This is a genomic window from Nocardia sp. NPDC001965 (assembly GCF_053594175.1).
Genome location: NZ_JBSFDZ010000010.1, coordinates 88938 through 113991, shown reverse-complemented (window position 1 = coordinate 113991; position 25054 = coordinate 88938). Strand labels below are relative to the sequence as shown.

Sequence of the window (25054 nt, the reverse complement as noted above, 5' to 3'; positions counted from 1 at the left end):
CCTACCCCGGCCGGATTGCTGCGGCGACCAGCACCGCATACAGCAGTCGTGCCGGAATACCGGCATTCTCGCCGTGCCGGACCACCTCGGCGAACGCGACGCCGAGCGCCTCGTCCACATCGAACCCGCCTCGTTCCGTGGCATCCCCGGACAACTCGGCACGCCACTCCCGATAGCCGCGCACGATCTCCGACAGCGCAGGCCGCGGGCGCGGCTGGGTGTCCAGGTACTCCGAGATCAGGATGCGTTGTGCCCGCCGGTGTGCGACACCGCCACCGGCAGCGTCGAACGCCCGGCCGAATGCTCGCAAGGTGGACGTGTAGATATCCGGCTGTGTCGTCTCGACCGTTTCCTCGGTATCGGCGGTGTCGTCCTGCGGGGGTGCGGGTGGCCGGGATGATCGGTCAGGTGGCTGTGGCTGTTGCGAGGCGCGGCGGTCGAGGGTTATCGACCGGGCAGCGCTTCCGCTGTCCGGCTGCGCACCGACCCAACGCACCGGACCGAGCTCGTCCTCGACCTCGGCGACCGCCACGGTCTCCAGCACGATCATCGGGTAGTCGGTGAGGACCCGGTCCACCGCGCTCACGAACTCATGTACCGGCGCGAGCTGAAGATCGGGGGCATCGAAACCTGTCACCTCGAGGCCGTGCCGCTCGGCCAATGCGCGTGCCAGCTGTTCGATTGCCGGATCGGCCGGCGACCGCTCGCGGCCGCCGCGCCGATCACGGTCGCGGCCATTGTCACCGGCGGGTGAGTTCGGTCGTGGTGGGGGACTTTGTTGCGGAGCCGACCCAGTGTTCGCGGGCCTACCAGCGTTTCCAGGGGAACCCGGCATGCCGGGTCGGCCGGGCGTGGGGGGCGGCGTCGCGGTCCACGGGGCTCCGGCCCGTCCCGTCGGCCCTGCGACCGGGCTGCCGGACGGTCTTCCCGACGGCTGGGGCGTGGTACGCGATGGGGCTGCTACCGGTGGGGGCGAGACCGCGGAGGACGGTGGCGGCACCGCCGATCCGGACGGCCGGCCGGGGGTGCCGGTCGCCTTGTTGCTCACCGGAGGGGATTCGGGCCGGGAACGACTCCACGGCGAATCGGATCGTGATCCGTTGTCCGCAGCGGCACGCCCCGCGGATCCGTCCGGTGCCGATGCGCTACCGGGCCGGTTGTGCCCACCGGCCGGGAGCTGGTCGGTGCTCCGTGGCCCCTCGGCGGGATAGACCGGCGAATTCTGCTCCGGTGTCACCGTGGCCTGATCGGTTGGGTTCGGCCGGATGCCATCGACCGGCGATTGCGGGCCGACCGCACCCGCCGGGGGCGACTCGACGAGACCGACCGGTCCGGGGCCCGGATCCTGGGCAGACCCGGCCACGCGCGCGGCGCCGTCGATGTCCTGCGCACCGAGGTTGTGCGCGGTGCCGATGATACCGGCCGCGTTACTGCGCATTCCTTCCGCCATGGCCTGCACGGTGGAAAGCACTTGTTCGGCGCGCGGCGTGAACTGCTCGGCGAAGGTGCGCCCCATGTAGTCGTCGCCGAAGCTGCCTTCCGCCTGCTGCAAGCAGTACCGCAGCCCGGCGTGTGTTTGCTGCACCCGATCGGCGATATCGGCCAGCCGCGCACCGCGCTCACGCAGGCCATCCAAGTCCAGTCGCAGTTCGCCGCTCATCGCCCACCTCGGGCAGCGGGCATCGGTCCGCCGGTCCGCAGCCGGAACCGGCGCTCGAAATCGGTGATGAACGCCGACAGCGGCACCGACGAACTCGACCTCTCCACCACGCCATCGTCGGCGATATAGAAGACCGCCCGGTCGAGCGCGATCTCACCATCCGGCACCGGTGATCGCACCATCCAGCCCACGCTGATCCGCTCGGCCCGCAACGTCGAGAGCGGGAACCCGGTCGTGTCGTAACCCCGGCTGCGGATGTGATCACCGACGAGGTTCAGCGCCTCCTCTTCCCGGATCCCCACGACGTCACCCGCGACCAGATCAGCGAGCACGAACTGGAACAGGGCGCCGTCGAGATCGACCTCGGCGTCTTCACCCACAACTTGCGCGACCGCCGCGCGGGTCACCGCCCCGGCCTGCGCAGCCGACACCAGCACTTCAGCGGCATCCGGCGACGGCCCGTCCAGCACGCCCGCCACCACCTTCGCCACCGTATCGACCGTCCATACGGCGGGCAACGCAGGTGCGCATTCCGCCATCGGAGCGGATTCGCCGCGGTACCACCGTCCCTGATCCCACCAATAACAAAACGACAGCATGCCGGTCATCACGCGCGGATTGAGTACCGGGTCGGTCACCCAATCCGGGGCTCCGGCAAATAATTTCGGCATCGCTGCGTGCCCGTTGTAGGCGGCTTCCAGCACCGGCGCATCCCAGACACCGCCCGACAGCACCGCCCGGTCGCCGGGCAACAGCGTCAACGTTGAACCGCTGTGTCCCGAACTTTCGAAGATGCCGACCGACGGGCCGATCCGTGGGCCTCGTTCCGATCCGGCCGCCACGAAGGCCGCGGCCAGCACCGTCCACCGGGCCCACACCACCGCCAGATCCGGCAACTCGCCGATCACCGGGGTTGCCTGCACGCCCGCACTCCGATCAGCGCGCACACCGTCCGCGGCCGCGCGCGGTGACCTCGACTGGGGTTCACCGCGTCCGAGGTATGCGGCCAGCCAGACAGGCAGCCTGCTACGCGGATACCGTTCCAGGTCAGCCAGATACGCCTGCGGCGCGAACAATTGCTCACCGGGAAACGGCTCCGCGCCCCGATCGGCGACGACCCTGGCCCCCTGGGTATCGACGTGCACAACCAGCCGCCACCACGGCCCGTTCTCGACGGCGACAGACAAGGCTCGATGCCGGCGCACCAACTCCCACACCGCGTCCGACACCTGACACCGGACCGGGTCGGCGCCGTCATCGGCCAGGAACAGCGCCGATTCGGCGACAACGGTCATCGCGAACGCGGCCTCGAACCGGCGTCGCCTGTCCGGCACGAGCTCACGCAGCCCAGCGATGATCCGATCGGCCAGATCCGCGAGCTCCGGACTCTCGGACCCGATCACAGCACACTCCCACCTCAGCGGATCTCTGTCCTGCACGCCGATCTGCGAACCTCGACCAGAGAGCGTTGTTCGGCCGTCAGGATCACACTCGGGTCGAAGATTTTCGCAATCCGGGCGCGAGCGCAACCGACCCTGTTGCCAGCCATGACAAGGACGCCGACGCGCATGCTCTCGTCGAGCTGTTTACTCCCGCTGAACTAGAGGAGATCCACGTCGACCCGGACGAATTCTGTTCGGAATGAATGGTTTACGCCGGCGCCGTCAGCGCGACAGTGGCCGTAACCCTGCCGCAGACCAGCAGCAGGACGTTACGCATCCAAGCCACGGCCACACGACGTCGGGCGGCGGGCATGACACACTGATCCCACCCGACCTGCCACAACGACTCCCCGGTCCGGACATCCACCCGGATCAGGTCCCGCTGTTCCGCCGGCAGCATCATCCCCGACATCAACACCAGTTTCGGGCCGGACTGTGAGGCAAACGCGAGGTCGGGTCGAAACAAACAGGTCAGGCCCGGTGCTAGCACCGGGCCTGACCTGTGGTTGAAGTGGAGCTAAGGGGACTCGAACCCCTGACCCCCACACTGCCAGTGTGCCAAGGGCTTTCCATCTAGTGTTGCCCCGTCTCGCCCGTGCTGGTCAGGGGCGCAACACCGTCTCGTCAGTGTCGCCCATTCTATGCGCTGATTGCATCCCTTGGCACGCTGGTGGCAAGTTCAATCCGTGTTGCAACCTGCAATGATGTGATCGGTTGGTGCGCTGGCGTGGCGGAAAGAGTGTCGACCACTGCGCAGCGCAGCGGCCGGGCGAAAACTCCCACGGGCCAGGAGAACCGCCGGTGGACTGGTAGCAGATGCTGTAGTTCCTCGATCGCAAGGTGCCCCGCCCGCTGGGCCAGGGTCGCGACCGTAACCCCGAGTTGCCGCGCCATCTCCTCCGCGGTTTCGGTGAACGGCAAGAGCGCGGCCAGATCGGCAACGGAAATCAGGAGACGCGCGGCAAGGCGTTCCGCGGCGGACTCGCGCTGTGTCGCGGCGCCCGGTTCGGCGTGGTGGTCGAGCAAAATGTGGGCGTGCATGTGGGCGCACATGCTGCGCATCTGCTCATCGCTGAGGTCCGCGGACAGGAGAACGGTCTGTTCGTCTCGGATCAACCACGCATCCGCGGCGAGATCAGGGGCAACGCCGAGCGTGTAACCGGCTCTCAGGACATCAGCAAAAGGGTCGTACACCGTACCGCCTACTTCCGTGCTCAACTCTCTGGGATTGTTCGGCGGTGTTGCTCCTGTGACTCTCGCTCGCTGCGGAGACCTCGCCTTGAATCCAGGGTCGTTGGCAAGCGACGAAATGTTACGCCCGGTTTGCTAAGACTTTTACTGACCCTTTTCCTGCGCCTTGATGAACTTTACGTATTCGCGCACCTTATCCACCGATTCCGGGGACAGGCCGGAGACGTCGACAGTCTCGACGCCCAAACCTTGCGGGGTCGCGCCGACCACTTCCGGGTTGAACCCTGCAAGCTCCAGCATTTCGTTGATGTCGAGGCCGACCGCGGACGCCATGCGGGCGATGGTCTCCGGGGTGGTGCGGACGTCGACCACGATGCCGCGCACTCTTTCCCAACCTAGTTCGAGCTGGCGCCAGCGCGATTCGGAGATGCCGGCGCGCTTGGCGGCCTCACGCTTGGATAAGGGGGCAGCTTCGCGTGCCTGCTGTACTCGCTGCCCGAAGGCCCATTGGGGTCTCATGCGATCAGTATGGACACAAATGCGCGCGAAGTACAGATCCTTAGGTGACACACACTGCGCAGTTTGTGTAGGATGCCTCTCCTTTAAATTTGGTTTGTCTCAGTTGGGCAGCCTGCCCTTATGTCATGTCACGCTGCGCACTCGCCTCGACATTCCTCGGTACGCCTCGACCCTCTTGGTTGCACTGCGCACGCACTGCGCGTAGTGTGATTGGCGTCAACGAGACACCGGCCCGGCCGCCACCGGGCCACCCGAAAGGAACCAACCCCATGTCCGCGGAAGTCGCGAAATCGACTGCAATACCCCTAGATCGGCGAATCGCGCTGACCGCCGAGGAAGCCGGCCTACTGGCCGGATTCGGCAAGACCTTCATCGAGCGGGAGATCGAAGCCGGACGGTTGTCCGTCGTGTTCCCCTCCGGTCACAGCCGCTCTCGCAGGATCCGGCGCGTCGACCTCGACGCGTGGCTCGACGCGGCCCCCAACCAACCGGCCGCCTAACCCCTCATCTGCCCCTGAAAAGGGGTTCGGCCCGCGTCTCTCCGCCAAGAGAACTGCGACACGGGCCTTCGCACCCGAAAGGAACCAACCCCAGATGCCCTCCGAGCATATCACCCTGGATGCCGCGTTCGCGGCCCTCAACGCAGCCGCTCCCGTCTACGACCGGTTCGGTAGTCGCGGTGTCCGGATGTCCTGGCACGTGGACTACTGCACGGTGTCGGTGGACGTCCCCGAAGCATGGACCGGACTTCCCGGCGCCCGCTCCGTTGCAGATGGCCGAATCGTGATCGTCGAGTACCGCGGCGTGACCGCGGTCGACGCCATGAACGGCTGCCTGGCCGCGCTCGAAAACGTGAGCCGCGCTGCTCACTCCCGCGCTGCCGCTGAGTTGTCGGCATGAACCGGCCGGAGCGGCGCGAGCCGCTGACCCCCGCTGCTGCCCACTTGATCGCTGCCGCGGTCGGAACCGTGCTCGTCGTGCTCATGCTCGGCGTCATCTACCTGGTGCGGGTCGGAGTGATCGCGTGACCACCATCGAACAACCGCTGTCGGCTCTACTTCCCGGCAGCGAAGAGTGGTCCCGCAAGATCACCGCAAGCAAGATCCCCGGCCTGTTCAACGCGTCGAAGTACTCATCCCCGGTGAAGGAGTATCACCTCCTCCGCGGCGAGGTCGACCCGGACGGTACGAACGAGGCTATCGAGCGTGGCAACGATTTCGAGCCGGTCATCCTGAAACGGTTCTTCCGCCGCCACCCCGAACTGGAGCGCCTTCCGGCGGGGTCGTTCTCACGGCCGGGTCTGGAGTCGTGGGCGGCCGGGACACCCGACGCGATGGCGCGGCATCGCCAGACGGGCGAGGTATTCACCGTTGAGGCCAAATCGGACGGCAGGGGCGACCACCAGTGGGGCCCGCCCGGCTCCGCCGAGATCCCGCTCGGCTTCTATCTACAGAAGCAGTGGCAGCTGCACATGACCTGCTGTCTACGCGGCTATGTGGCTTACCTGGGTCCGTTCTTCGACGATGCCGACTACCTCATCGAGTACGACAGCGGCCTGGCCGCCGATATCGAGGCGTTTGCCCGGGACTTTCACGCAAACGCGATGAACCCGAACGGTGTCCCGCCCGAGGTCGACGGACACCGGGAAACCTACAACGCGATCCGGCGGGCACACCCGGAGATCGACCGCGGCGAACATGAGGATTGGCCGATCTCGCTCGACCTCGCGCACCAGTACGAAGACGCGGTGAACGGTCTGGCCGCCGCCGAGGAAGCGTTGAACCTTGCGTCGTCGACGGTGCTGCGCGTCATGGGTAACGCGCGTCGCGCTGTCATCCCCGGCGGAACCACCGCCAGGGGCAAACCCAAGGTTCAGGTTGTCGCGACGCGACGGCCGTCGAAACGCGGTGTTGCGCTCTACAAGATGAGCAAACCGCTCGACTGGTCGCTCACCGAGAGCGCCCAGTAACCGACCTCGATTCGAGGTCACACCCCGTACGCCCGGCATCGGCCGCCACCGGTGCCGGGCACCACGAAAGGAACCAACAGCGCATGTCCGCAACCCTGAAAACCCGTCGCCCCACCGGTGTCGTCCCTTGGCCGCTCATCCTCGTTGAGGGCGGCGAGAAATGCGGCAAGTCCTGGGCCATGGCGGAACTCACCGCCGATGAACGGATCGGGCGCGCATTCTGGCTCGACCTCAGCGAAGGCGCAGCCGACGAATACGCAGCCGTTCCGGGCGCCGACTACGAAGTCGTAGACCACGATGGGACCTGGGGGGACATCGTCGGGCAGGTCGCAGCCGTCTGCGAGGAAGCCGCGCGGGCCGCCGCCGCGGGCGAGCCGCCGGTCGCGCTGCTCGTCGACTCCATGACCGCCGAATGGGAGATGCTGAAGAAGTGGGTGCACGAGCGCGCCCGCAAATCCCCTAGCGGCCAGAAGATCCTCGCCAAGGACCCGGACGCCGAGATCAAACCGGCAATGAACCTGTGGAACGACGCCGCCGACCGGCACAACCGGCTCATGCGGATGCTGATGTCGTTTCCCGGCGTGGTCGTCATGACCGCCCGCGGTAAAGAAGTCGCCGCGCTCGACGCCTCCGGCCGCCCGATCCCCAATGAGAAGGACTACAAGGTCGAGGGGCACAAGGCGCTCGCGTTCGACGCGTCGGCATGGGTGCGGTTGTCGCGTGACGTGGCGCCCCGCATCATCGGCGCGCGATCGGTGCGGCACGGTATCCGCCCCGGTGTCGACAAGCCGAAGCCCGCGCCTAACTTCTCTCTTGCGTGGATGATTTTCGATGTCCTGGGCTGCGACCCGAACACGGCGAACGTGCGGGACCTGCGCGCCCTCGACTCGACACCGGACCCGGCGCCCGAGCCGCCCGCCGGCGGCGCCCCGGTGTCGAATGTCGCGGACCGTGCCCGCGGCATTGTCGCGTCGGGTGCGTCGCGTCGCGGCCCGGCCCCGGACGCCGTCGCGCGTCGTGCCGCGGAGTTGCGCCAGCAGACCGCCGACGCCAACGACCGCGCCGCACTCCAGAACATCTGGAAGCTCGCGGGCGAACTCCCGGACGCCGAGTGCGACGCTATCCGGGCCAAGGTTGAGGCGAAGGTCGCGACGCTACCCGCTGCGAGTGATGCCGCGTGACGGGCCTCGAACACCACGGCGCACGCCGCGGTCGCCGCCGGGCTGTGTGCGGCACCGATGCCGGATATCACCGGCACTACCGGGATAAAAAACCGCCGTGCGACGCATGCCGCGCGGCCCACGCCGCGACCAATCGCGCCGTACGGGCACGCGGCGACCTACCCGGAACCCTCCGCATCGACTCGCTGTTGTTCGCGTCGATATACCTCGAAACCTCCCCGGAACGGCAGGTCGACGCGGAAGCCGCAATCGGACGCGACACGCTCGACCTGCTCGTCGCGGCGCTCGATCGGCTCGCGTCATGAGCCGCGCCGGGTCGCACTGGGTGACGTGCCAGACCTGCGGGAAACGCCGCTACTTCTCGCGACGCGACGCCCGACGCGTCGCACGAAACACGCCCGGCCACCGCCTCAACACCTACCAGTGCGACGAGCAACCTGGATGGCACATCGGGCACCTGCCCAACCGGGTCCGGTTCGGTGACGTGACGCGTGACGAACACTTCGCGTCGAAACACGTAACCGGGCTCCGGTTCCTCGACGTCGCGTGACCGTCCCGATAGCGGCCGATCTCAAAGCGTGGATCCTGGTATCGCGCTGCGAGGTCGGCCGCACCATGTGGCGGACCCGCCCGCCCTGCGCCACGGCGCCGCGGTGGGCGATCCGGCGCCACGACTGCGACGCCCGGCCGCCCTGGCTATCGCCCGCCACCGTGTGCCGCGCGCACCTGGTCGAACTCTCCCACCTCCCCTACCCGTCGGTGACCTGCTCCGCATGCCGGACGCGGTTCCCCGCCTTCCGCCACCTCGTACCCGAGATCGGGCCGCTATGAACAAGTTCCTACCCCACCACTACGCCGACCAGCCCCGCGCATACGAGGACGCCGCCGCCGGCGTTCTCCCCGCCGAAGCTCTCACACCCCGAGACCGACGCCTACTCGTCCGCGAGCTGGTCGCCGACGGCCTCACCGACGCCCAAATCGCCCGCCATACCGGCTGGACGCTCTACACCGCCGCGCGGATCCGGGACTCGATCAGCCTGCCCCCGAACCAGCCCAAGCAGGAGACCGCACATGCGTAAAGACTCCCGGCCGTTCATCACGATCAACGTCGACATGCCCCGGCACCCGCGGTTCGCCAGCCTGTCCAAGGCCCAGAAATGGACCATCGTCGAGGCATGGTGCCACTGCGGCGAATACCTCACCGACGGAGTGATCGACGCCGCAACATGGCGCGGTCTGGCGACCAAACGGGACCGAGACGCGATCCTCGCCACCGGCGCCGCAATCGAGTTCCGCAAGGGCCAGCCGGTCGCCCAATCGAACGGATTTCAACAGGATTTCAGCAAAATTCGATCCGATTTCGAGTCCGCCACAGGCCGACCACTCCCGGCGGATTGCGTCATTTTTCCCGGCTGGATGGACCACCAGCGGACCCGCTCCGACGTCGAGGAAATGAAAGAAAAGCGCAGGTCAGCAGGCCAAAAAGGCGGACAGGCCAAAGCTCGGAACGCTACCAAACAGGGTAGCGGGAACGTAGCAAGTGCTACAGCAGATGCCTACCAAACACCTACCAAAAACGTGCCAGATACAGATGCATATACAGAAGTAACTACTAACGTAGTTACTCCCCCCAACCCCCCAGAAGGGGCCACCGCTCCGCGTCCGGTGAGTGTCGACCCCGCCGGGTTCGTCGAGTTCTGGGCGGCGTACCCGCGGCGAACCGACAAGGGGGGCGCCCGGAAGGCGTACGCGAAAGCGGCCCGCAAGGTCGACCCGTCCGTGATCGTCGCGGCTGCGCGTCGTCTCGCCGACGATCCGAACCTGCCCGAGCCGCGGTTCATCCCGCACCCCTCGACGTGGCTCAACGGTGAACGCTGGGACGACGGTCCGCTGCCGTCCCGGTTCGCCTCCGCTGCCCCCGCCGACGGGCGCCCGACGCTCACCCCGGGCGAGATGAAGTTCGCGCGGGCCGAAGCGCTCAAGAGCAACCCGGACCCGCGGATCCTCGCCGCCGCCGGTATCCCGATGCCGGAGCCGCGGGCCACCGTGACCGCGCTCGACGAGTGGAGCCGGACCGCGCTGGAGATCGGTGAGGCGTCGTGAACGCTGACGAGATCATGGTGTTGTTGCAGGTGGCGCAGTCCTACGACTCCCGGAATATCGACCGGCTCATGCAAACGGCGTGGCTCGACGCAGCCAACCGGGCCCGCTGGGAGCGCGACGCCGCGCTGGTCGCGATCCGGGAGCACTACGCCGAACGAACGGATCGGATCATGCCCGGTCACGTCACAGCGTTGATCCGGACTTTCCGGCCGGTGTCCTTCGCCCCGGAGTATCAGCGTGCGCTGCCGTCCGCTCCGCCTGCGAGCGCTGAGACGCGAGATCGGCTCTATCGGGCGCTGTTCGGCGAGCGGGGGCGAACACAGGAGTTGCGGAAAGGGGTCCTGTCGCGACGCTGGCGGCGTGAACCGGCGGTCCGCATGACGGAGGGTGGTCCGGAGCCGCAGAGGGCGTTTACGGGCGATCTGGGGGCAATAATCAACGGCACGAGAAAGGACGCGCAGTGAGCGACCGCGAGCGGTACATCGTGGGCCACATCGACGGAGATACCTTCTACGGCGACATGTGGGAACCGAACGACTTGGCGGCGAGCCGCGAGGCTGCCCTGCGTGACGTGGCAGACCGGAACGGCGACGGTGAGCCCGGATGGAGTGCCTATCGGCTCGTGCCCGTCGACGACGTCGAGTCCGAGCCGGCCGAACCCGTCAAGGGGCCCGCTATGTCGCGGATCGCATGCCGATTCGGTCGCGACGAGTGGCAGCCGGTCCCGCTCCTGGACGAGCGTGCTGTGTTCCCGCTGGATCCATGCTATTGGACCGATCAGCAGAACCGGAAGCGACTCTGGCTCACACTCGCAGACGGGACCGGTTGCACGTTCCTTTCGGCCTGTGGCGGGACCGCAGTCCCCGAGGCGCTGATGATCGAGTCAATCTCACCTCGTTGCGGCAAGCACGCAGCCTCCGAACGATGCCCGCAATTGGACGGCTGGCGCGGGTTCACCCATCAGGAAGGATCGAGCGCATGAGCGACGACGAGTACGGCCTCGACTGGGACGCGCCAGCGATCGGCGAGGACTACGCCGTATTGCCAGACGGCCGCGTGCCGGTGTACGTGTTCGTGACCGTCGAGGACCAGGCGTATTGCGTGACGCCCTGGCACACACGTAAGGCACCGTTGATCCTGTCGGCCGCGCAGATAGGCCGGGACTGCGATATTCCGGCGGGTGAGGTGATCGGCAGGGAGTTCACGGCTGCCGGCGGCGAGCATGAGCCGCTGCACGACTTCCGGCTGGTGCATGATCCGCGCCTGTAAGATGATCCACGGGAAAGACCCCGGCAGGTTCCGACTGCCGGGGCCTTTCTGTCTTACAACTCGTCGTCGAACCTGAGCACTTCCATCGTCGCCGCGAATCGTGTCAGGGCGTCGTCTGCGGCCTCACCGCACCACACCTCGAAGTGACTCATTCGAGTAAGCACCATCGCGGCCAGCCAATCGAGCGCGAGCTGGTCGACCAGTTCGACGCGGTGGGGGTCGGCGGGCATATCCCGGAGGATGTCCCGTGCGCCCACCACGTCGGCGCGGAGCGTGTGGGGCCGCCAGCTGTCGAGTTCCAGGTCCGGAAGCTCGATCGGCAGCGGAAGCGCGGTGAGAAACACTTTCCGCATTGCCTGGTAGGCGTCGTGGAGGCGTTTTGCGCGGTTCTCGGTCATCCGAGTTACCTGCTCTCTGTTGAGTTCTCAATGTGGTTGCCAGCGTTGCCGACTCCTCTACTATAAACCCCGGGGTTGAATAATGTCAACCCCGGGGTTTATAGTAGGTTCACCAGCACGAGAGGACCCACAGTGACCAGCAACCCCTGGCAGACACTCGCCGCCCGCGCCCGAGAACTCGCCGAACTCGCAGACCGATACGCGACCATCGCCCCCGCCGGTCTCGCGCCCACAGAGGCCGGCGACCCCCTCGCAGACCTCGACGCGCTCGCCCGCGAGATCGCCCGCGATGCGTCCGCCTGCCGACGCGCCACCTATCAAGCGCTGACAGACATCGGGATCCCCAAGGCTGAAATCGGCCGCCGATGGGGTACGACCGGCGCGGCCGTGGGCAAGGTGCTCAACCGCAGCCAATCGGACCCGCGCGAACGCTGACGACGCCGGTCAATCCTGCCCGTGCCCGCACTCGGGACACCGGGGCGGCGTGAAGATCACCGCCCCGCAGGTCCGACATGTGTGAGTGCGATGGAATCCCCCGACCGCAGGGCAAGCCATGGAACCGACCAGCACCCGGCGCGCGCCGAGCCTGTGACCGTTCCGGCACCACACTGGCGCGGGTTCCGCCATTCCTTCGGGCACCGGGTACAGCCGCAGCGGATCGGAGACGACACGCCCGCGGACCTCATAGACCGGCTCCCACAAGTCGCACACACGTTCGATTATGCTCCGATCTGTGATCGAAATCGGCGACAAGGTACGTATTGGAGAGTCAGGCGGGGCCGTGTTCGTCGTGCAAGAGGTCGACGACAGCGAGGACCGTGCAGTGATCGAGGCTGCGGACGAAGCGCCCGGCCGGTATCCGTTCTCCATGCCACTCGCCGCCCTGGTCCCTGCCAGCGAATAGGCGGAGGTCAACGCTCCAACGACGGGCCGCGCGAGGAGATATGGTCACGGTGTGATTCGTGAATGGATCAGCGACCAGGCCGAACTCGCACGGATCAACGTGCAACTGGCTAAACGGCGCCTATCGAATGTGTCGCGGGACCAATACCGCAAAGGATGGGAAGAGGGCTACCTCATCGGCCGAGAACACGAGCGTGATCACCTGCCGAACGCTGTGGACCGGCCGCGGGGCATGCCAGACCATCCGCAGGTGGAGGTCGACGGGATAGAGGTCGACGAAGGTATGCGCGACCTCCTCGTAGCCTTGTGGAAGCTGGAGCTCGACACGCAGTTCTCATGTCAAGGCGAGCCAGACTCCTTCACTCCCAATCAGCCATACTCCGGGAATAAGGCAGCCCATATCGTCTTCGGCGATATCTCCCACGCGTACAAGTTCCTCACGAAAACTCTTGAGTTGCTGGAGATGCCGCCACACTATGAGGGGGGCTTGGGTCTCCACACCATGACCCGGCTGTGGCCGGAAACTTCCGACCGGGCGAGCGTCGAGTTTTCGCCGGAACTTCTCCCGCAGATCACGCAGGCATGGATCGAGTTTGAGAAGACCGTTCCACCAGCAGTCACGGGCGCTTAGGCGCTGGTAGGTCGATTTTCTGACCGCCGATAAGGGAATGTTATCGGCGGTCAAGATCAGGTTTCAGCGCATCGTTCGCCCGGGGAAGAAGTCGGGCGCCAACCGCTACCGGGCCCGCTCCCCACCCTCCGCGGCAGAACAGCAGGGGCATGCTAGGTTCGGTGCCAATTCCGCGTCGGACAGGGGAGTCATGGGCGTCACACGCGTACAGGTAGCACCGGCTAAGCCGCGGACTGCGAGTGCTTTACGCGACGCCGGACCGGGCGAGGAGTTCGCCGACGAGTTGACGGTGAGCGGGTTCCGGTACACGGGGACCGATGCCGGTATCGATGGCGGAGAAGCCATCGCCGTGAGCGCGTCGGAATTCTCGGGCGCGCGGATCGTCGGCACGCTGGCCCGGACCACGTTCGACAACTGTGTGTTCTCCTCGTGCGACCTGTCGAACCTGCGCGCGGACGAGACTTCGCTCCTGGAATCGGAGATCACACAGTCCAGATTGACGGGACTTTCGCTGAGCGACGGTGTACTGCGAGATGTGTCCGTAGACGACACCCGCGCGGACTTGGCGTCGTTTCGCGGCAGCAAGTTCCAAAAGGTGGTGTTCACCGGCTGCAACCTGGCAGGCGCGGACTTCCAGAGAGTCAGGTTCCGCAGCGTCCGGTTCGAGGGATGCGACCTCACCGGCGCGCAGTTCTCGCAGGCGAATATCGAGCACAACACCACGTTCGTAGACTGCCGACTGATCGACGTGCGCGGGGTGCGCGGCCTGAAAGGCGCTAAGGTGCGCGGTGACGACCTGCTCGGGCTGGCCGGCAGCCTGGCCCGAGAGGTCGGCATCGACGTGGACTGGTAACTCAGGCCGCGACCGCGTAGGTAGAGAATCTGTCCCCAGAAATCGACTCCTCGACGTAATCCCAATCGAGGGAGAACGCGAACTCCGCAAGCTGATGCACGAGAAGCTGCCCGTAAGGCGTGAACAGCTCTCGCTTGTTGTTCAAACCGTCACAGCATTCCCGCAGCGAGCCCGTGAACTTATCGACCAGCTCCGTCTCGCCACGCTGGTGCTGCATCCACATCAGCGGCACCGCAACGACAGCCGAATGGAAGGCCCGATCGAGCGGCCGGAGCTGACCGAACTTCACCGCAGACAGCACGCGGTACCGGTCGGCAGCGAGTTCGGCCACAGGCTTCGTGTAGAGCCCATGCACCATGTCACCGACGAACAAGTTCAGGTGTGTGGCCTCATGGACGAGAGACTCGGCGAAGTCGTACACGTTCCAATCCGGCCCCGGGCTCAGGGCCACCAGGCCGGGCAGGTGCGCAGCCGATCCGCCACCGGTGCTGTCGGAGGGCAGCAGGATGACATCGGTGACCAGGAGGTCGACGAGGCGCCCGAGATCTGTGTTCAAGTCGCGGACATACTCGACGGCTTGCGAGACGCGGCCGGGCCACAGGTCGCGTTCTTCCGCCGTCGACGGCCGCAGGCCCTTGAAAATCCCGTCGAAAACGTCGGCTTCGTGCAGGTAGTCACCCCAACCGCCGTCCTCGTAGTGGATTGCTGAACCGTGCAGTGGCGCGTCGATCGGCCGGTGTCGGCTGACCGCTTCTCGGTAGGACGAGGGCAGCACCGCGGGGTCGGGGGCTTCCCCGATCACCGCCCGCGTGTACCTGGCGACGTTCTCGTAGGCGTGGCCGACATTCAGGAAATGCATTGCGAAAGTCCAATCAGAAAGTGTGTGTGAGACGAAAGCGGGCGGGCGGCGGAGTACCCGCCGCCCGCCCTCAGATTTCGGTCAGCAGACCTATCAGGTCCAGCCGCCCATCATCGCCGCGTTGTCGTCGCTGCGGAACCGGGCGATGCGCTCCCGCACAGCCGCGTCGGCTGCCTCGGAGTCCTCCGCGGCCCGCTGAACCGCGTCGCCAACGATCGAGCCGTTCTTGAGATTACTCATGGCATTCCTTCCACTTTTCGATTTCTTGATCCCCTGGCCAGGGCTTGACGACGGGCTAAATGCCCGCCAGCTTTTCCCGCGCAATGCGGAAGTTGTTTGCGTCGAGGAGTTCTCGCCGCCTCTGATCTATCCGCGCTCGTCGTTCATGGGCGAGCGACACCGGCGTCGCTGTCCGACATCACGCCATCGGCACCGACGACTTCGAAGAGTTCGGCCAGCGCGCGCCATTCACGATCGGCCCATGCGTCCTCGGCGGTGAGATGGGGCACGACCACCACCTCTGCGCGATGGTCGAGCGCGTGCTCGACGGCGATCATCACGGCCAGCCGTGGCACGGCCGTGTCAGTGACGGCGGTGTACACAACATTGAGGCGGTGCTGCTGAGTCAGTCGCTCGATATCCCGACGGTCGGCGTCGGCATGGCGTAGGACGATCGCACGCTTCGGTTCAGCAGACATGACGTACCTCCTCGGCCGGCGCGGACCTCAGGGCCTCGATCGTGGTAGCGAATTCGCGCCGCAACCGCACTATCCGCTCGTTGTCTCTGTGCAGCTTCCCGGCGATGCGCCGGAGCGTCGTAAGGTCAGCAGGCACGCCGCACCTCGCCGTGCGCCGTGGCTTTTGGCTCGACAGTCAAGGGCGCATTTGGAGCACGTAGCCCCTCCAGAACCTCTTCGACAGTTGCACGGTCGTAGCATTCGCTGTCGCGCCAAAGCCGCAGGGTGGCGGACATTGCCCGGTTGGTCGGAGCCCTGACTGGCAGCGTCGGGATCTCTGTCATGCAATTCAGAGTGCGGGTTGCGGATCAGGGAATAACAGCCCTGTAATGGGTAGAAACGGGTAATTTCGGTTCAAACCGTCTGGGGTGAAAGGAGCGGGGCTATGGTGGGGATCGACTGGACAGCGCAGGACATACGCGCCCTCCGTGAGTCTCTGCGGCTGAGCCCGACAGAGTTCGCCCGAGTGGTGGGCGTAACGAAGCGAACTGTCCTCCTTTGGGAGCAGGAGCGAACGAAAACGCTCCACGCTTCCAGCCGCCGACTGCTGGACCAGGTGCTGACGCAAGCCGAGCCCCGCACTGTCGAGCGGTTCGAAGACGCGACAGGTCGAGGCCAGCACCTGGTTTCGGCTGAGCCGGAGGTTAAGGACGATATGAGGCGGCGCGATCTCATCGCGTGCATCGGGGCCGGGGTGGCCGGCCAGATGGCGGATTCGCTGATGCACGAGCCCGGCCGGATGACTGCGGCACTCGATGTGACATCGGTCAGCGAACGACGACTCGACTACTTCGATGCCCTGACATCAGATCTCGGAAGACGGGTTGTGCAGGTCCCGCCGCGGACATTGCTTTCGTCGGCATTGGACAATTTCCGCGCTGTGCGGGCGTGCCTGTCGGAGCGGCAGGCCACCTACAACCAGATTCGGCTGGTGCGTGTTGCGGGTCGGCTGGCCAATGTGGTGGCCGAGATCCTGTTCAACGAGGGCTATTTCGACGAGGCACGTCACTGGTACATGACTGCGATCCACGCCTTCCAAGACATCGGCGACCGCTACTCTGAGGACATCGCCCTGGCTGGGCTGTCCTACCTGCCGACCTACAGCGCCGACCCGATCGGGGCCCTGGCTGTGCTGTCGCCTCGACTGGCGCAGAAGCCGATGTCAGGCGCTGCGGTGGCGTGGCTGTGGGGTATGGCTGGCCGAGCGCATGCAGTGATGGGGGATGAGGACGAGTTCCGGTTGTGCATTGCCAATGCTGCGACTGCCCTCGATAGCGCGAGTCCTGACGAGATCGAGCTCGGGATCTTCTCCTTCCGGCCGGAGAAGTTGGCGTTTTACGAGGCGATCGGCCATTCCCGTTTCGGGCGCACCGATCAGACCTCCGTTGCAGCGCACCGGGCGCTGTCCATGTACGACCCAACAGAAACCACCGAACCTTGCCTGGTTCGCCTGGAATACGCATCCGCCCTGCTCGCGGCTGGCGAGGTGGACGAGGCGTGCGCCGTGGCGACGCAAGCTCTCACCAACGACCGAACCTATCTGGCAACCAGCGTCACCGGTCGAGCGCGACGGTTCGACGCAGACCTACGGGGGGTAAACAGTCGGGCTGTTTCCGCGTGGCGGGAGCAGGCGCGACCAGCATTGGAAGCGGTGAAGGCGTAGTGAGCGAACGGCAGTTACTGGAGGAGTACGTCGCCGGCGGAAAGCTGATGCAGCTGGCCACGGTCGACGAGATCGGGACGCCTCGCGTGTGCAGCGTCTGGTACCTCGCTGCGTTCCGCCCGGACAAGTTGTGGTTTCTATCGCGCAGGGACCGTGAACACTCCCTGAGTATCCGTCGCAACGCCCTCGTGGCCGGTGCCATCGTCGATATTGTATTGGACGAACTTGGGCAAACTGCGCGCGGTGTGTCGTTCTCGGGGCGTGCGGAGGAGCTGCCCGGCGTAGGGATCGAGGACCGGGCGCGGGCATTCGGTGTTCGCTGGCCGAATGCAGCTCCCGTTCTTGAGGCTATGCCGGAGGGCGCGTCGCGCCTATACGAGATCGCTGTCGCTGAATGGGTGTTGTTCGACGAGGAGAACTACCGGGGCGATCCGCGCCGCGTGATTCCCGGACTTTGAACGGTCCTCACCCTCCTTCGGCCCCGCCATTGCGCGGGGCCGTTTTTGTTCGCCGAACGAGGACCGCGCAGTTAGGGTGCGTAGTGCGCGCGCAGTGTTGACACTGTGCGGGCTGGCCCGTAATGTCAAACGCGTTGCACCGCAACCCCCGGACCGCCGCCACGGTCCACCCCACCGCCCGCGCCAACGGGCACCGAAAGGAACCACACGATGCGCACGCACGTGCTCGAAACATCTTCCGCCGCATATCAGTTCGCCGCACTCGCCATTGACGACGGCGACCTCCTGCTCGTCCCCTCCGAGGGCGTCGCTGGTTGGCTCGAACAGGCTTGGCCGATCGCCGCAACCGTCACGGTCGGCGACTTCCACCACCTGTCCGCCGCAACCCTGCTGCTCGCCGAACACCCCGACCGCGACCACGCCCACGTCGAACGCAAGGTCCGGGCCGCGCTCGCCGCGCTCAAGGAAGCCCGCGAGAACGCGCTGGAGGACGAGGCATGGGACCGAAACGCCAGCCTCGACCGCGCCGCGTGAACCGGGCGCGGCTGGCCGACGCACTCCGCGAACCGCGCGACCAGCCCACCCTCGCGCTGATCTTCAACGTCGACGACGGCGGCCACGAATACGCGGCCGACCTGCTCGACCTCGCCGAACGCCCCTGACCGCCGCCACGGTCAACAACCCGAAGGAACCACGATGCACGCCAACCGTGCCACGACCCGCCGCCGAACCATGATCGAACACTGGGGGCTCTGCCAGCCCTGCAACGGGCTCGGCTGCCAGGACTGCGCCTATACCGGCGAGATCTCGGTGTCTATCCCGGTCGATCTCCACGAGATGCCCGGATACGAGGCCACCGCGTAACCGGACCCACCCCATTGCTGCTGGGTGCCGCGCCAACGGCACCCAGCAGACCGAAAGGAACCCACAGTGCTCGACCTCGACCCGCCAACCGTCCCCATCCGCGCCTACGCCCCACCCGCCCGGGTGCGCCCGTACGTACGCCCGGCCTGCCCGCACTGCTACGGCCGCGGAGGACTCCACACCCGCCCCGCCGACACCGGACGTCACGGCCGCTGCCCGGCCGCCCGCCCGTTCCGACCGGGTGTGTCGTGACTGAATCCGACGCTGACCGCTACCTCGCGGAGGCCAGGCGCCTGATCATCAACCTGCCAGCCGGAGGCGAATTCACCGTCGCCGCACTACAGCACCGCATGACCGCGGAAGGCTGGCCGCGGCTCGCAGAACCCCGCGCGCTCGGCGGAATGATGCTCAGCCTCCGAGCGCGGGGAATAGTACGCCGGATCGCCGTGAAGTCGACTGCGTTGCGGTCGCACGGCGGCACCGCGTCAGTGTGGCTGCGGACGGACATCACCCCGGCCGCGTACCGGCCGTTGCTCGCTGAGGCCGCGTCGTGAGGGGCGAAGAGGAGTCGTGGCACGGCACCGTCGCCGGGTATGTCCGGCACCGGTGCCGCCTCGACTGCTGCCGGAAAGCTCTCGCCGCCTATACCGCCGGGCGTCGCGAAGTCCGCCGAGCACTACTACGCATCGACCGGAACACCGGACGCCGGGTCGCCGTCTACGACCGGCGCGGCCGACTGCTCCCCCACGGAGTGCACGGCACTTACACCAATTGGCTGTGCCGGTGTGTGCCGTGCACGTCCGCGAACACCGTTGCATCCGCCCGAACCGGAAGGACTACCGCGTGAACCCGCCCACCCTCGACGGACAGCGACCACGAGACGAGCACGGCCGCCCGATCTACAGGTCATCCGAGACACCCCCGGCAAACGAACCATTCGCCCTGTGGCATGGCCGGGTCACACATCCGGACGCGGTCGCAACCTTGCAGCCCGACAAGCACCGCACCGCCTGCATGGGTGGCTGGATCGAGTCCGGGGACTGGTGGCTGCACTGCGGTGTTTGCCGTCCAGACCACGCGAACGGAAGCGGCCATGCCTGAGCCGGATATCGAGCGGACCGCCGCGCAGGTAACCGCGCTGTGGCATGAGGTACGGCAACTGCTCGCCCTGCTCCACCTCACCCTGCCAGACATCGTCGATATCGCGACAACCCGCGACCCGACCGCCGAACTCGCAGCCCGGATCAACGCGCTACCGGACGGATACGACATCCCCGAAACGACTCGCCGCTTCCGGCGGATCGCCGAGCTTGCCCGCGCGGCAAGTCGCGAAACCCCCACCCGCACTACCTTTAGGAGACCGCCATGGCTGGCGAGACCTCGCTGCCGATCATCGGCAACCTGACCGCAGATCCCGAACTCCGCTTCACGCCCGCGGGCGCCGCGGTCGCAAACTTCACCATCGCCTCCACTCCCCGCGTGTTCGACCGGCAGACGCAGGAGTGGAAAGACGGCGAACCACTGTTCATTCGCTGCAACGTCTGGCGCGATACCGCGGAACACGTCGCCGAGTCCCTGACCCGGGGCGCGCGCGTGATCGTCTTCGGCCATCTGAAGCAGCGAAGTTTCGAGACCCGGGAGGGCGAGAAGCGAACCGTGGTCGAGCTGGAGGTCGAGGAGGTCGGCCCGTCGCTGCGGTATGCGACCGCGAAACCACAGAAGGCCACCAGCGGTGGCGGTGGCAACGCGGGCGGTGGCGGTCGGGCCCAGCGCGCCAACGACGGCGACCCGTGGGGCAGCACCGCCCCCAGCCGCGCCAACGACGAGCCCCCGTTCTGAGCTAACCAGGAGGGGCGCCCAACGATGGGCGCCCCTCCACCCTGCGACCCTGCCCCCAAGGAACACGCCCATGATCCGCACCCTTGACCCGTACGTGGTCGAAGAGGACATTTCCACCGCTGAGATCCAGCGGCGGCGACGCCCCGGCACGCGAGCCGCGACGATCTCCGAGGAGGAAACCAATCTGATCGGCGAATACTTCTGGCTCGCCGAGGACGGGCTGCCGTTCGAGATCATCGCCCGCCGACTCGGCAAGACCGTCGACGCCCTCGAACAGACGCTGCACCGGGCGGGCCTGCATCACCGCACCCCAGAGCGGGCCGCCGTCGACCGAGCCCTGGACGCGCTCATCGCTCGCGGCGACGGATACCAGTTCACCTCCGATGACCTTCCGCAGGTTGACCTAGCAACCATTAGCCACGTGTTGAAGACTGCCAAGAGCGCCGGCCGCATCCAACCGGCCGGGAAGACCAGCGATAACAAAAAACTGTGGATCGTGTGCGCCGCGAAGGAGGACCAGTCGTGACCGAGGAACCCCGCATCGTCGACCGGGCCGCGCACACGGAACGTTTGGGTCTCGACCAGCAGATCGCCGCCCTGACAACTGAGCTCGCCGCGAAGATTCGACCTGATGAGCGGATGGAACATCACCGCGGATTGCTGGAGTTGCAGGAGTTGCAGCGGCTCCGCCGGGACGCGTTCCGCCGCGAAGTTGGCTGGCGACCACAATAACGGGCCGACCAGTCTCTCTGACCTGCCGACTTTTCACAGTCGGCAGGTCCTTCTTTTGCCGAAAGTCCGTGAGGTATTTAGCGTTTAAAACGATAAAGTCGGGAGCATGCTCCGATTTCCCCGCGTCATTCTCGCCGCTCTGGTAGCCGCCGCCGCTGCTTCGGCGGTCGCGGGATGCACCACCACCGACCGGGACGCAGCCGCCGCCACGGCGACGACGAGCACCCGACCCGCGACCGCCACGTCGACGTTTCCGGAACCGCCGGCCTACACGCACGAGGTCCGCGGTAGCGAGATCATCGTGTGGACGACGTCGGCGGACCCGACCGACCTCCTGAACACATACAACACGGTGGCACGGACACTGCGCGGGAACTTGCCGGATGGCGGTTACTGGGTGCGAATCAATTGCACTACCGGCAGTCAGGGCGAAGCGCCAAACAGGTTGGCGAACGGGCACTTTGCCGTGGGAAAACTGGGCGTCGCACAGACCGGGGACCTGGGCCGATTCGACGGCGTCGTACCCGGAGCACGCTGCCCATGATTCGAACGCATATTCGAATGAATGCGGTACGCTCGGCGAAAACCGCAAACCTCACCCGTACAGGACATAGCCCGAAGTCCACCCCGGCCCGCACTGCGCACAGGAGGAAAGCCGGTCATATGGTCCTCCACGTGCCCCACTACCGAATACACGGCGCGAACGACGACACAGCGATCATCGAAACCGCCGACGGCTTCAGCATCGAAGTCGAGGAATACGACGCCTACCACGGCGCCGCATTCCACATCGTGTCCCGCACCGGGGGACACCTGCGAGTCTGCCTCGACCAGGACAGCGACACCGGCTGTTGGTCCGTCGCACTCGGACCGGTCGACGAGACGAAACCTGTTCCCGCGTGGCCGATCCACCTCGAACCATCGTCACGTGACTACAGCCCGCGTCTCGTCATCAACGCACCTGACGACGCCCGCCTGCATGAGGTGACCCGCTGACCTACTGCACGACCGGGGCCGCCAACCCGGACCACGAGGAACCAACCCCAGCCACAGCCACACCGAAGGAACCGCCCGTGACCACCTCCGCTGCCGCCTCCTCCGCTATTGACGCAGTTCTCGCCGCCATCGAGCAGGAGGCCAAAGCGATTCATGGGCCCGCCTCTGGCTCTCGGCTGGAAGAGTTGGCGAGGACGCTCGATTCGCTGACGTCGCATGTGCACACAAAGGCGATAGCGGAGTCCACGAAGGCACTCGCCGCCGCTCTCGCCGCGTTCGGCCCGTTCATCAAACCGGGCAGCAAGACCCACGAACCGGTCAACGAGTGCGGGCCCCAAGTAGTCGAGGCGGACCCGGAGGCCGTTGCCACCCTCGATGGCTACGGAAACGAAACCGTGGTCGAATTCCGCGACGGCTCAATCTGGCACAAATCCGACGGCTGGTGGTGGACGACCGGCTCCGATACTTCGCTCACCAGCAGCGAACTCGCCGCCTGCGGCTCCTGGCGCGTCATCCGCGCCCGCTGACACTCTCCGCACCCGAGAACCGCCGGGGCCGCGCCCCCAACCTCGACCCGCCGCCGCGTGCCCTCATGCCGTGCACAGGAGTCGACCCAGGCGCAGCCTCAGGCCCCCCTTGCCCGAAATGGAGGGCTCACGCATGAGCCTATTCGCTCAACTCGAAGCGACCGCGCGACCGCCGGTCCGCTGCATCGTCGGCCGCTGGTTCGACACCCTCGCCCCCGACGACCTCGCCGACGCCGACCGATGGCTCGCCGCCGGCGGACAGAAATCTGCGCTGCTGCGTGTCTCGCGAGACCGCGGATACGCCGGATCGTCGGCCATGTTCTACTCGCACACTCTCGGCACCTGCCCGTGCGCGGTGTCGCAGTGACCGCGCCGGGAGCGTACCACCGAGACGACACGGTGACGCTGTATCACGCTGACGCGCTGCGCATCCTGCCCACTCTCGACGTGACCGTGGACGCGATCATTGCCGACCCGCCGTATTCGTCGGGCGGCCAGTATCGGGGCGACCGCACGCTGTCGACGACGCAGAAATACGTCCAGACCGATACCGTTGCCAAAGGGACCGCGCCCGTCGCGTTCACCGGCGACAACCGCGACCAACGCGGACACCCGGTCTGGTCGCACCTGTGGATGACCGAAGCTCTGCGGCTACTCGCCCCGGGCGGCATCATCGGCGTGTTCTCCGACTGGCGGCAACTACCTTTGACGACCGACGCGCTACAGGTCGCGGGCGTCGTCTGGCGCGGCATCGTCCCCTGGCACAAACCGAACGGACGCAGAGCAACCGGCCGGCTCGCGAACAACTGCGAATATTTCGTATGGGGCACCAACGGCCCCCGCTCCCGCGTGCAGGACGCGGCCGGAATCACGCTCGGCGGATTCTGGCAGGAAAACACCCCACGCAATCGGGTACACCAGACGCAGAAACCAGTCGGGCTGCTGTCGTGGCTGGCCGACATCGCCCCCGCCGCCGGGCTGATCCTCGACCCGTTCGCAGGAAGCGGAAGCACCCTGTTGGCCGCGCGGGAGACCGGGCGTCGCGCAATCGGAATCGAGCTATCGGCCGAGCACTGCGAGACCACGGCCGGACGTCTCCGCGGTGAACTGGAGGCAGTCGCGTGAGCCTCGCCGACGAGCTGGCCGCGACCAGCACCACCGAACCGCGTCACACGCCGCGCGTCGAGTTCGACGGACGGAGCGGATTTATCGACTCCGAACAGCATCCGGCCGGCGAGAAACCCGTGCCATTCTCCGATCTGCTGGCGAAACACGAACTGACCGGTGTTCGGCTCGACCCCAACCGGCCCGTGCGTATCGCCCGGTGGCAGAACTTCCACAAGGAATGGCTGCAGTCTGACCGGTTCTATATCGTCGCCGACACCGGCGAACCGGAGCCCGGCGACCGGCTGATACAGCAGATCATCGACCGTGCTGCGACTCCGCGCCCAGTGCCCGCGATCGACTCCGCTGTGTTCAATTTCCAGGCGTCCGACCTGCAAATCGGCAAGGTCGACAACGGCGGAACCGAGAAGATCGTCGACCGATTCATGACCTCGCTCGAACGCGGCGTCCGGGCACACCAGCAAATGCGGACCCTGCGCCCGCTCGGCATCGTGCATCTGATGTTCCCCGGTGACTGCGTCGAAGGGAACCAATCACAGTCCGGCCGGAACATGTGGCGAACCGATCTCACCATCACGGAACAGGTGTCCGTGTTCGAGCACCTGCTTTACGCCAGCATCGACGCGTTCGCCGACGTTGCCGACGAGGTGCTGGTGGATGTCGTGAACGGGAACCATGACGAGGCGCAGAGGTTCCAGACAACGCGGCCCGGTGACGGGTGGGCGACGCACGCCGCGAACAGCGTTGCCCGCGGCCTGACGCGCAACCCCGACGCATACGAACACGTCACCATCCGGACCCCCGACCCGGAACGCGCAGCCATGACCGTGCCCGCCGGCGACACCGTGTTCACGGTCGCGCACGGGCACCAGTGGCGCCGCGGCAAGGCCATGGACTGGTGGCAAGGGCAGACGTTCCACGGGCAAGGCCCCGGCGGCGCGCACATTCTCGTGCACGGCCACTATCACACCTTCGAGCTGGAGACGACGCGGACGCGTACCCGCATCCAGTCCTCCACCCTCGACGGCGGCTCGAACTACTTCCGCGACCGGCACGGCGCGGAAGCGCGACGCGGTGCCCTCGTCTACCTCACTCAGGCCGGGGACGTCTCGGACCTGTCGCTCGTCTAGGAGGC

At 66.4% G+C, this 25054-nt stretch carries 38 protein-coding genes; 29 read left to right on the top strand and 9 right to left on the bottom strand.

Features of this window, described 5'->3' with window-relative positions; genetic code table 11:
* Position 1: 1 nt before the first annotated feature.
* From ACWCPQ_RS17050 to ACWCPQ_RS17030, 5 genes are all read right to left on the bottom strand, one after another.
* Entirely contained in the window at positions 2 to 1660 is a 1659-nt protein-coding gene (locus ACWCPQ_RS17050) for a hypothetical protein (RefSeq protein ID WP_449899670.1), read from the bottom strand.
* A complete protein-coding gene (locus ACWCPQ_RS17045) occupies positions 1657 to 3063 on the bottom strand; it encodes a hypothetical protein (RefSeq protein WP_449899668.1) in 1407 nt (468 codons plus the stop codon). The genes ACWCPQ_RS17050 and ACWCPQ_RS17045 overlap by 4 nt, the downstream gene beginning before the upstream one ends.
* 247 nt (positions 3064 to 3310) lie before the next feature.
* Complete coding sequence (locus tag ACWCPQ_RS17040; protein ID WP_449899666.1) at positions 3311 to 3514, bottom strand: hypothetical protein; 204 nt, start codon at positions 3512 to 3514, stop codon at positions 3311 to 3313.
* Positions 3515 to 3741: 227 nt separating this feature from the next.
* Positions 3742 to 4320 (bottom strand): ImmA/IrrE family metallo-endopeptidase, encoded by a 579-nt coding sequence (locus ACWCPQ_RS17035; protein ID WP_449899664.1) that lies wholly within the window; start codon positions 4318 to 4320, stop codon positions 3742 to 3744.
* A 117-nt stretch (positions 4321 to 4437) separates the two neighbouring features.
* The gene (locus ACWCPQ_RS17030) at positions 4438 to 4812 is read right to left on the bottom strand and encodes a helix-turn-helix domain-containing protein (RefSeq protein ID WP_449899662.1); all 375 of its coding nucleotides are present in this window, start codon (positions 4810 to 4812) and stop codon (positions 4438 to 4440) included.
* Positions 4813 to 5081: 269 nt separating this feature from the next.
* Between ACWCPQ_RS17030 and ACWCPQ_RS17025 the strand changes: the two genes are divergently transcribed.
* The 10 genes from ACWCPQ_RS17025 to ACWCPQ_RS16980 all read left to right on the top strand — a co-directional run bounded on the left by ACWCPQ_RS17025 (position 5082) and on the right by ACWCPQ_RS16980 (position 11334).
* Positions 5082 to 5312, top strand: coding sequence for an excisionase family DNA-binding protein (locus ACWCPQ_RS17025; protein ID WP_449899659.1), 231 nt, complete (start codon positions 5082 to 5084; stop codon positions 5310 to 5312).
* Between the two features lie 94 nt (positions 5313 to 5406).
* Positions 5407 to 5712: a hypothetical protein gene (locus ACWCPQ_RS17020; protein WP_449899657.1), complete on the top strand. Its 306-nt coding sequence runs from the start codon at positions 5407 to 5409 to the stop codon at positions 5710 to 5712.
* Positions 5709 to 5840, top strand: coding sequence for a hypothetical protein (locus ACWCPQ_RS17015; RefSeq protein WP_449899655.1), 132 nt, complete (start codon positions 5709 to 5711; stop codon positions 5838 to 5840). Before ACWCPQ_RS17020 ends, ACWCPQ_RS17015 begins: the two co-directional genes overlap by 4 nt.
* A complete protein-coding gene (locus ACWCPQ_RS17010) occupies positions 5837 to 6781 on the top strand; it encodes a YqaJ viral recombinase family protein (protein WP_449899653.1) in 945 nt (314 codons plus the stop codon). The genes ACWCPQ_RS17015 and ACWCPQ_RS17010 overlap by 4 nt, the downstream gene beginning before the upstream one ends.
* An 83-nt stretch (positions 6782 to 6864) precedes the next feature.
* Positions 6865 to 7962, top strand: coding sequence for an AAA family ATPase (locus ACWCPQ_RS17005; protein ID WP_449899651.1), 1098 nt, complete (start codon positions 6865 to 6867; stop codon positions 7960 to 7962).
* Between the two features lie 827 nt (positions 7963 to 8789).
* Positions 8790 to 9041 (top strand): hypothetical protein, encoded by a 252-nt coding sequence (locus ACWCPQ_RS17000; RefSeq protein WP_449899649.1) that lies wholly within the window; start codon positions 8790 to 8792, stop codon positions 9039 to 9041.
* The gene (locus tag ACWCPQ_RS16995) at positions 9034 to 10065 is read left to right on the top strand and encodes a hypothetical protein (protein ID WP_449899647.1); all 1032 of its coding nucleotides are present in this window, start codon (positions 9034 to 9036) and stop codon (positions 10063 to 10065) included. Before ACWCPQ_RS17000 ends, ACWCPQ_RS16995 begins: the two co-directional genes overlap by 8 nt.
* Positions 10062 to 10529 (top strand): hypothetical protein, encoded by a 468-nt coding sequence (locus ACWCPQ_RS16990; RefSeq protein ID WP_449899645.1) that lies wholly within the window; start codon positions 10062 to 10064, stop codon positions 10527 to 10529. Before ACWCPQ_RS16995 ends, ACWCPQ_RS16990 begins: the two co-directional genes overlap by 4 nt.
* Positions 10526 to 11047 (top strand): hypothetical protein, encoded by a 522-nt coding sequence (locus ACWCPQ_RS16985; RefSeq protein WP_449899644.1) that lies wholly within the window; start codon positions 10526 to 10528, stop codon positions 11045 to 11047. Before ACWCPQ_RS16990 ends, ACWCPQ_RS16985 begins: the two co-directional genes overlap by 4 nt.
* Positions 11044 to 11334 carry a hypothetical protein gene (locus ACWCPQ_RS16980; protein ID WP_449899642.1) on the top strand — a complete coding sequence of 97 codons (291 nt, stop codon included), beginning with the start codon at positions 11044 to 11046 and terminating at the stop codon, positions 11332 to 11334. The genes ACWCPQ_RS16985 and ACWCPQ_RS16980 overlap by 4 nt, the downstream gene beginning before the upstream one ends.
* Positions 11335 to 11387: 53 nt before the next feature.
* Here ACWCPQ_RS16980 and ACWCPQ_RS16975 read toward each other — a convergent pair whose 3' ends face one another.
* Positions 11388 to 11732: a hypothetical protein gene (locus ACWCPQ_RS16975; RefSeq protein WP_449899640.1), complete on the bottom strand. Its 345-nt coding sequence runs from the start codon at positions 11730 to 11732 to the stop codon at positions 11388 to 11390.
* Positions 11733 to 11864: 132 nt separating this feature from the next.
* On the opposite strand from ACWCPQ_RS16975, the gene ACWCPQ_RS16970 reads away from it, so the two are divergent.
* The 4 genes from ACWCPQ_RS16970 (at position 11865) to ACWCPQ_RS16955 (ending at position 14119) form a co-directional block, all read left to right on the top strand.
* Entirely contained in the window at positions 11865 to 12167 is a 303-nt protein-coding gene (locus ACWCPQ_RS16970) for a hypothetical protein (protein ID WP_449899638.1), read from the top strand.
* Positions 12168 to 12465: 298 nt separating this feature from the next.
* Positions 12466 to 12636 (top strand): hypothetical protein, encoded by a 171-nt coding sequence (locus ACWCPQ_RS16965; RefSeq protein ID WP_449899636.1) that lies wholly within the window; start codon positions 12466 to 12468, stop codon positions 12634 to 12636.
* A gap of 51 nt (positions 12637 to 12687) precedes the next feature.
* Positions 12688 to 13266, top strand: coding sequence for a hypothetical protein (locus ACWCPQ_RS16960; RefSeq protein WP_449899634.1), 579 nt, complete (start codon positions 12688 to 12690; stop codon positions 13264 to 13266).
* A 289-nt stretch (positions 13267 to 13555) separates the two neighbouring features.
* Positions 13556 to 14119, top strand: coding sequence for a pentapeptide repeat-containing protein (locus tag ACWCPQ_RS16955; RefSeq protein WP_449899632.1), 564 nt, complete (start codon positions 13556 to 13558; stop codon positions 14117 to 14119).
* A gap of 1 nt (position 14120) precedes the next feature.
* Here ACWCPQ_RS16955 and ACWCPQ_RS16950 read toward each other — a convergent pair whose 3' ends face one another.
* The 3 genes from ACWCPQ_RS16950 to ACWCPQ_RS16940 all read right to left on the bottom strand — a co-directional run bounded on the left by ACWCPQ_RS16950 (position 14121) and on the right by ACWCPQ_RS16940 (position 15676).
* Positions 14121 to 14978 carry an aKG-HExxH-type peptide beta-hydroxylase gene (locus ACWCPQ_RS16950; protein WP_449899630.1) on the bottom strand — a complete coding sequence of 286 codons (858 nt, stop codon included), beginning with the start codon at positions 14976 to 14978 and terminating at the stop codon, positions 14121 to 14123.
* Positions 14979 to 15071: 93 nt separating this feature from the next.
* The gene (locus ACWCPQ_RS16945; protein WP_449899627.1) at positions 15072 to 15218 is read right to left on the bottom strand and encodes a hypothetical protein; all 147 of its coding nucleotides are present in this window, start codon (positions 15216 to 15218) and stop codon (positions 15072 to 15074) included.
* Positions 15219 to 15361: 143 nt separating this feature from the next.
* Positions 15362 to 15676 carry a hypothetical protein gene (locus ACWCPQ_RS16940; RefSeq protein ID WP_449899624.1) on the bottom strand — a complete coding sequence of 105 codons (315 nt, stop codon included), beginning with the start codon at positions 15674 to 15676 and terminating at the stop codon, positions 15362 to 15364.
* 424 nt (positions 15677 to 16100) lie between these two features.
* Between ACWCPQ_RS16940 and ACWCPQ_RS16935 the strand changes: the two genes are divergently transcribed.
* The 15 genes from ACWCPQ_RS16935 (at position 16101) to ACWCPQ_RS16865 (ending at position 25049) form a co-directional block, all read left to right on the top strand.
* On the top strand, positions 16101 to 17378 hold the full coding sequence (locus ACWCPQ_RS16935; protein ID WP_449899622.1) for a helix-turn-helix domain-containing protein: 1278 nt from the start codon (positions 16101 to 16103) through the stop codon (positions 17376 to 17378).
* On the top strand, positions 17378 to 17836 hold the full coding sequence (locus ACWCPQ_RS16930) for a pyridoxamine 5'-phosphate oxidase family protein (protein WP_449899620.1): 459 nt from the start codon (positions 17378 to 17380) through the stop codon (positions 17834 to 17836). Before ACWCPQ_RS16935 ends, ACWCPQ_RS16930 begins: the two co-directional genes overlap by 1 nt.
* Before the next feature lie 210 nt (positions 17837 to 18046).
* Positions 18047 to 18370 (top strand): hypothetical protein, encoded by a 324-nt coding sequence (locus ACWCPQ_RS16925; protein WP_449899618.1) that lies wholly within the window; start codon positions 18047 to 18049, stop codon positions 18368 to 18370.
* Positions 18367 to 18498, top strand: coding sequence for a hypothetical protein (locus ACWCPQ_RS16920; RefSeq protein ID WP_449899616.1), 132 nt, complete (start codon positions 18367 to 18369; stop codon positions 18496 to 18498). The genes ACWCPQ_RS16925 and ACWCPQ_RS16920 overlap by 4 nt, the downstream gene beginning before the upstream one ends.
* A 34-nt stretch (positions 18499 to 18532) precedes the next feature.
* Positions 18533 to 18700 (top strand): hypothetical protein, encoded by a 168-nt coding sequence (locus tag ACWCPQ_RS16915; protein WP_449899613.1) that lies wholly within the window; start codon positions 18533 to 18535, stop codon positions 18698 to 18700.
* A gap of 248 nt (positions 18701 to 18948) precedes the next feature.
* Positions 18949 to 19254: a hypothetical protein gene (locus tag ACWCPQ_RS16910; protein WP_449899611.1), complete on the top strand. Its 306-nt coding sequence runs from the start codon at positions 18949 to 18951 to the stop codon at positions 19252 to 19254.
* Between the two features lie 539 nt (positions 19255 to 19793).
* Positions 19794 to 20105, top strand: coding sequence for a hypothetical protein (locus tag ACWCPQ_RS16905; protein WP_449899608.1), 312 nt, complete (start codon positions 19794 to 19796; stop codon positions 20103 to 20105).
* Positions 20066 to 20539, top strand: coding sequence for a single-stranded DNA-binding protein (locus ACWCPQ_RS16900; RefSeq protein ID WP_449899606.1), 474 nt, complete (start codon positions 20066 to 20068; stop codon positions 20537 to 20539). Before ACWCPQ_RS16905 ends, ACWCPQ_RS16900 begins: the two co-directional genes overlap by 40 nt.
* Positions 20540 to 20609: 70 nt before the next feature.
* Positions 20610 to 21065 carry a hypothetical protein gene (locus tag ACWCPQ_RS16895; RefSeq protein WP_449899604.1) on the top strand — a complete coding sequence of 152 codons (456 nt, stop codon included), beginning with the start codon at positions 20610 to 20612 and terminating at the stop codon, positions 21063 to 21065.
* Positions 21062 to 21271 carry a hypothetical protein gene (locus ACWCPQ_RS16890; RefSeq protein WP_449899602.1) on the top strand — a complete coding sequence of 70 codons (210 nt, stop codon included), beginning with the start codon at positions 21062 to 21064 and terminating at the stop codon, positions 21269 to 21271. Before ACWCPQ_RS16895 ends, ACWCPQ_RS16890 begins: the two co-directional genes overlap by 4 nt.
* A 675-nt stretch (positions 21272 to 21946) precedes the next feature.
* The gene (locus ACWCPQ_RS16885) at positions 21947 to 22267 is read left to right on the top strand and encodes a hypothetical protein (RefSeq protein WP_449899600.1); all 321 of its coding nucleotides are present in this window, start codon (positions 21947 to 21949) and stop codon (positions 22265 to 22267) included.
* Positions 22268 to 22344: 77 nt separating this feature from the next.
* Entirely contained in the window at positions 22345 to 22794 is a 450-nt protein-coding gene (locus tag ACWCPQ_RS16880; RefSeq protein ID WP_449899597.1) for a hypothetical protein, read from the top strand.
* Between the two features lie 133 nt (positions 22795 to 22927).
* Entirely contained in the window at positions 22928 to 23161 is a 234-nt protein-coding gene (locus ACWCPQ_RS16875) for a hypothetical protein (protein ID WP_449899595.1), read from the top strand.
* 80 nt (positions 23162 to 23241) lie between these two features.
* The gene (locus ACWCPQ_RS16870; protein ID WP_449899592.1) at positions 23242 to 23919 is read left to right on the top strand and encodes a DNA-methyltransferase; all 678 of its coding nucleotides are present in this window, start codon (positions 23242 to 23244) and stop codon (positions 23917 to 23919) included.
* The gene (locus tag ACWCPQ_RS16865) at positions 23916 to 25049 is read left to right on the top strand and encodes a hypothetical protein (RefSeq protein ID WP_449899589.1); all 1134 of its coding nucleotides are present in this window, start codon (positions 23916 to 23918) and stop codon (positions 25047 to 25049) included. Before ACWCPQ_RS16870 ends, ACWCPQ_RS16865 begins: the two co-directional genes overlap by 4 nt.
* Positions 25050 to 25054: the final 5 nt, after the last annotated feature.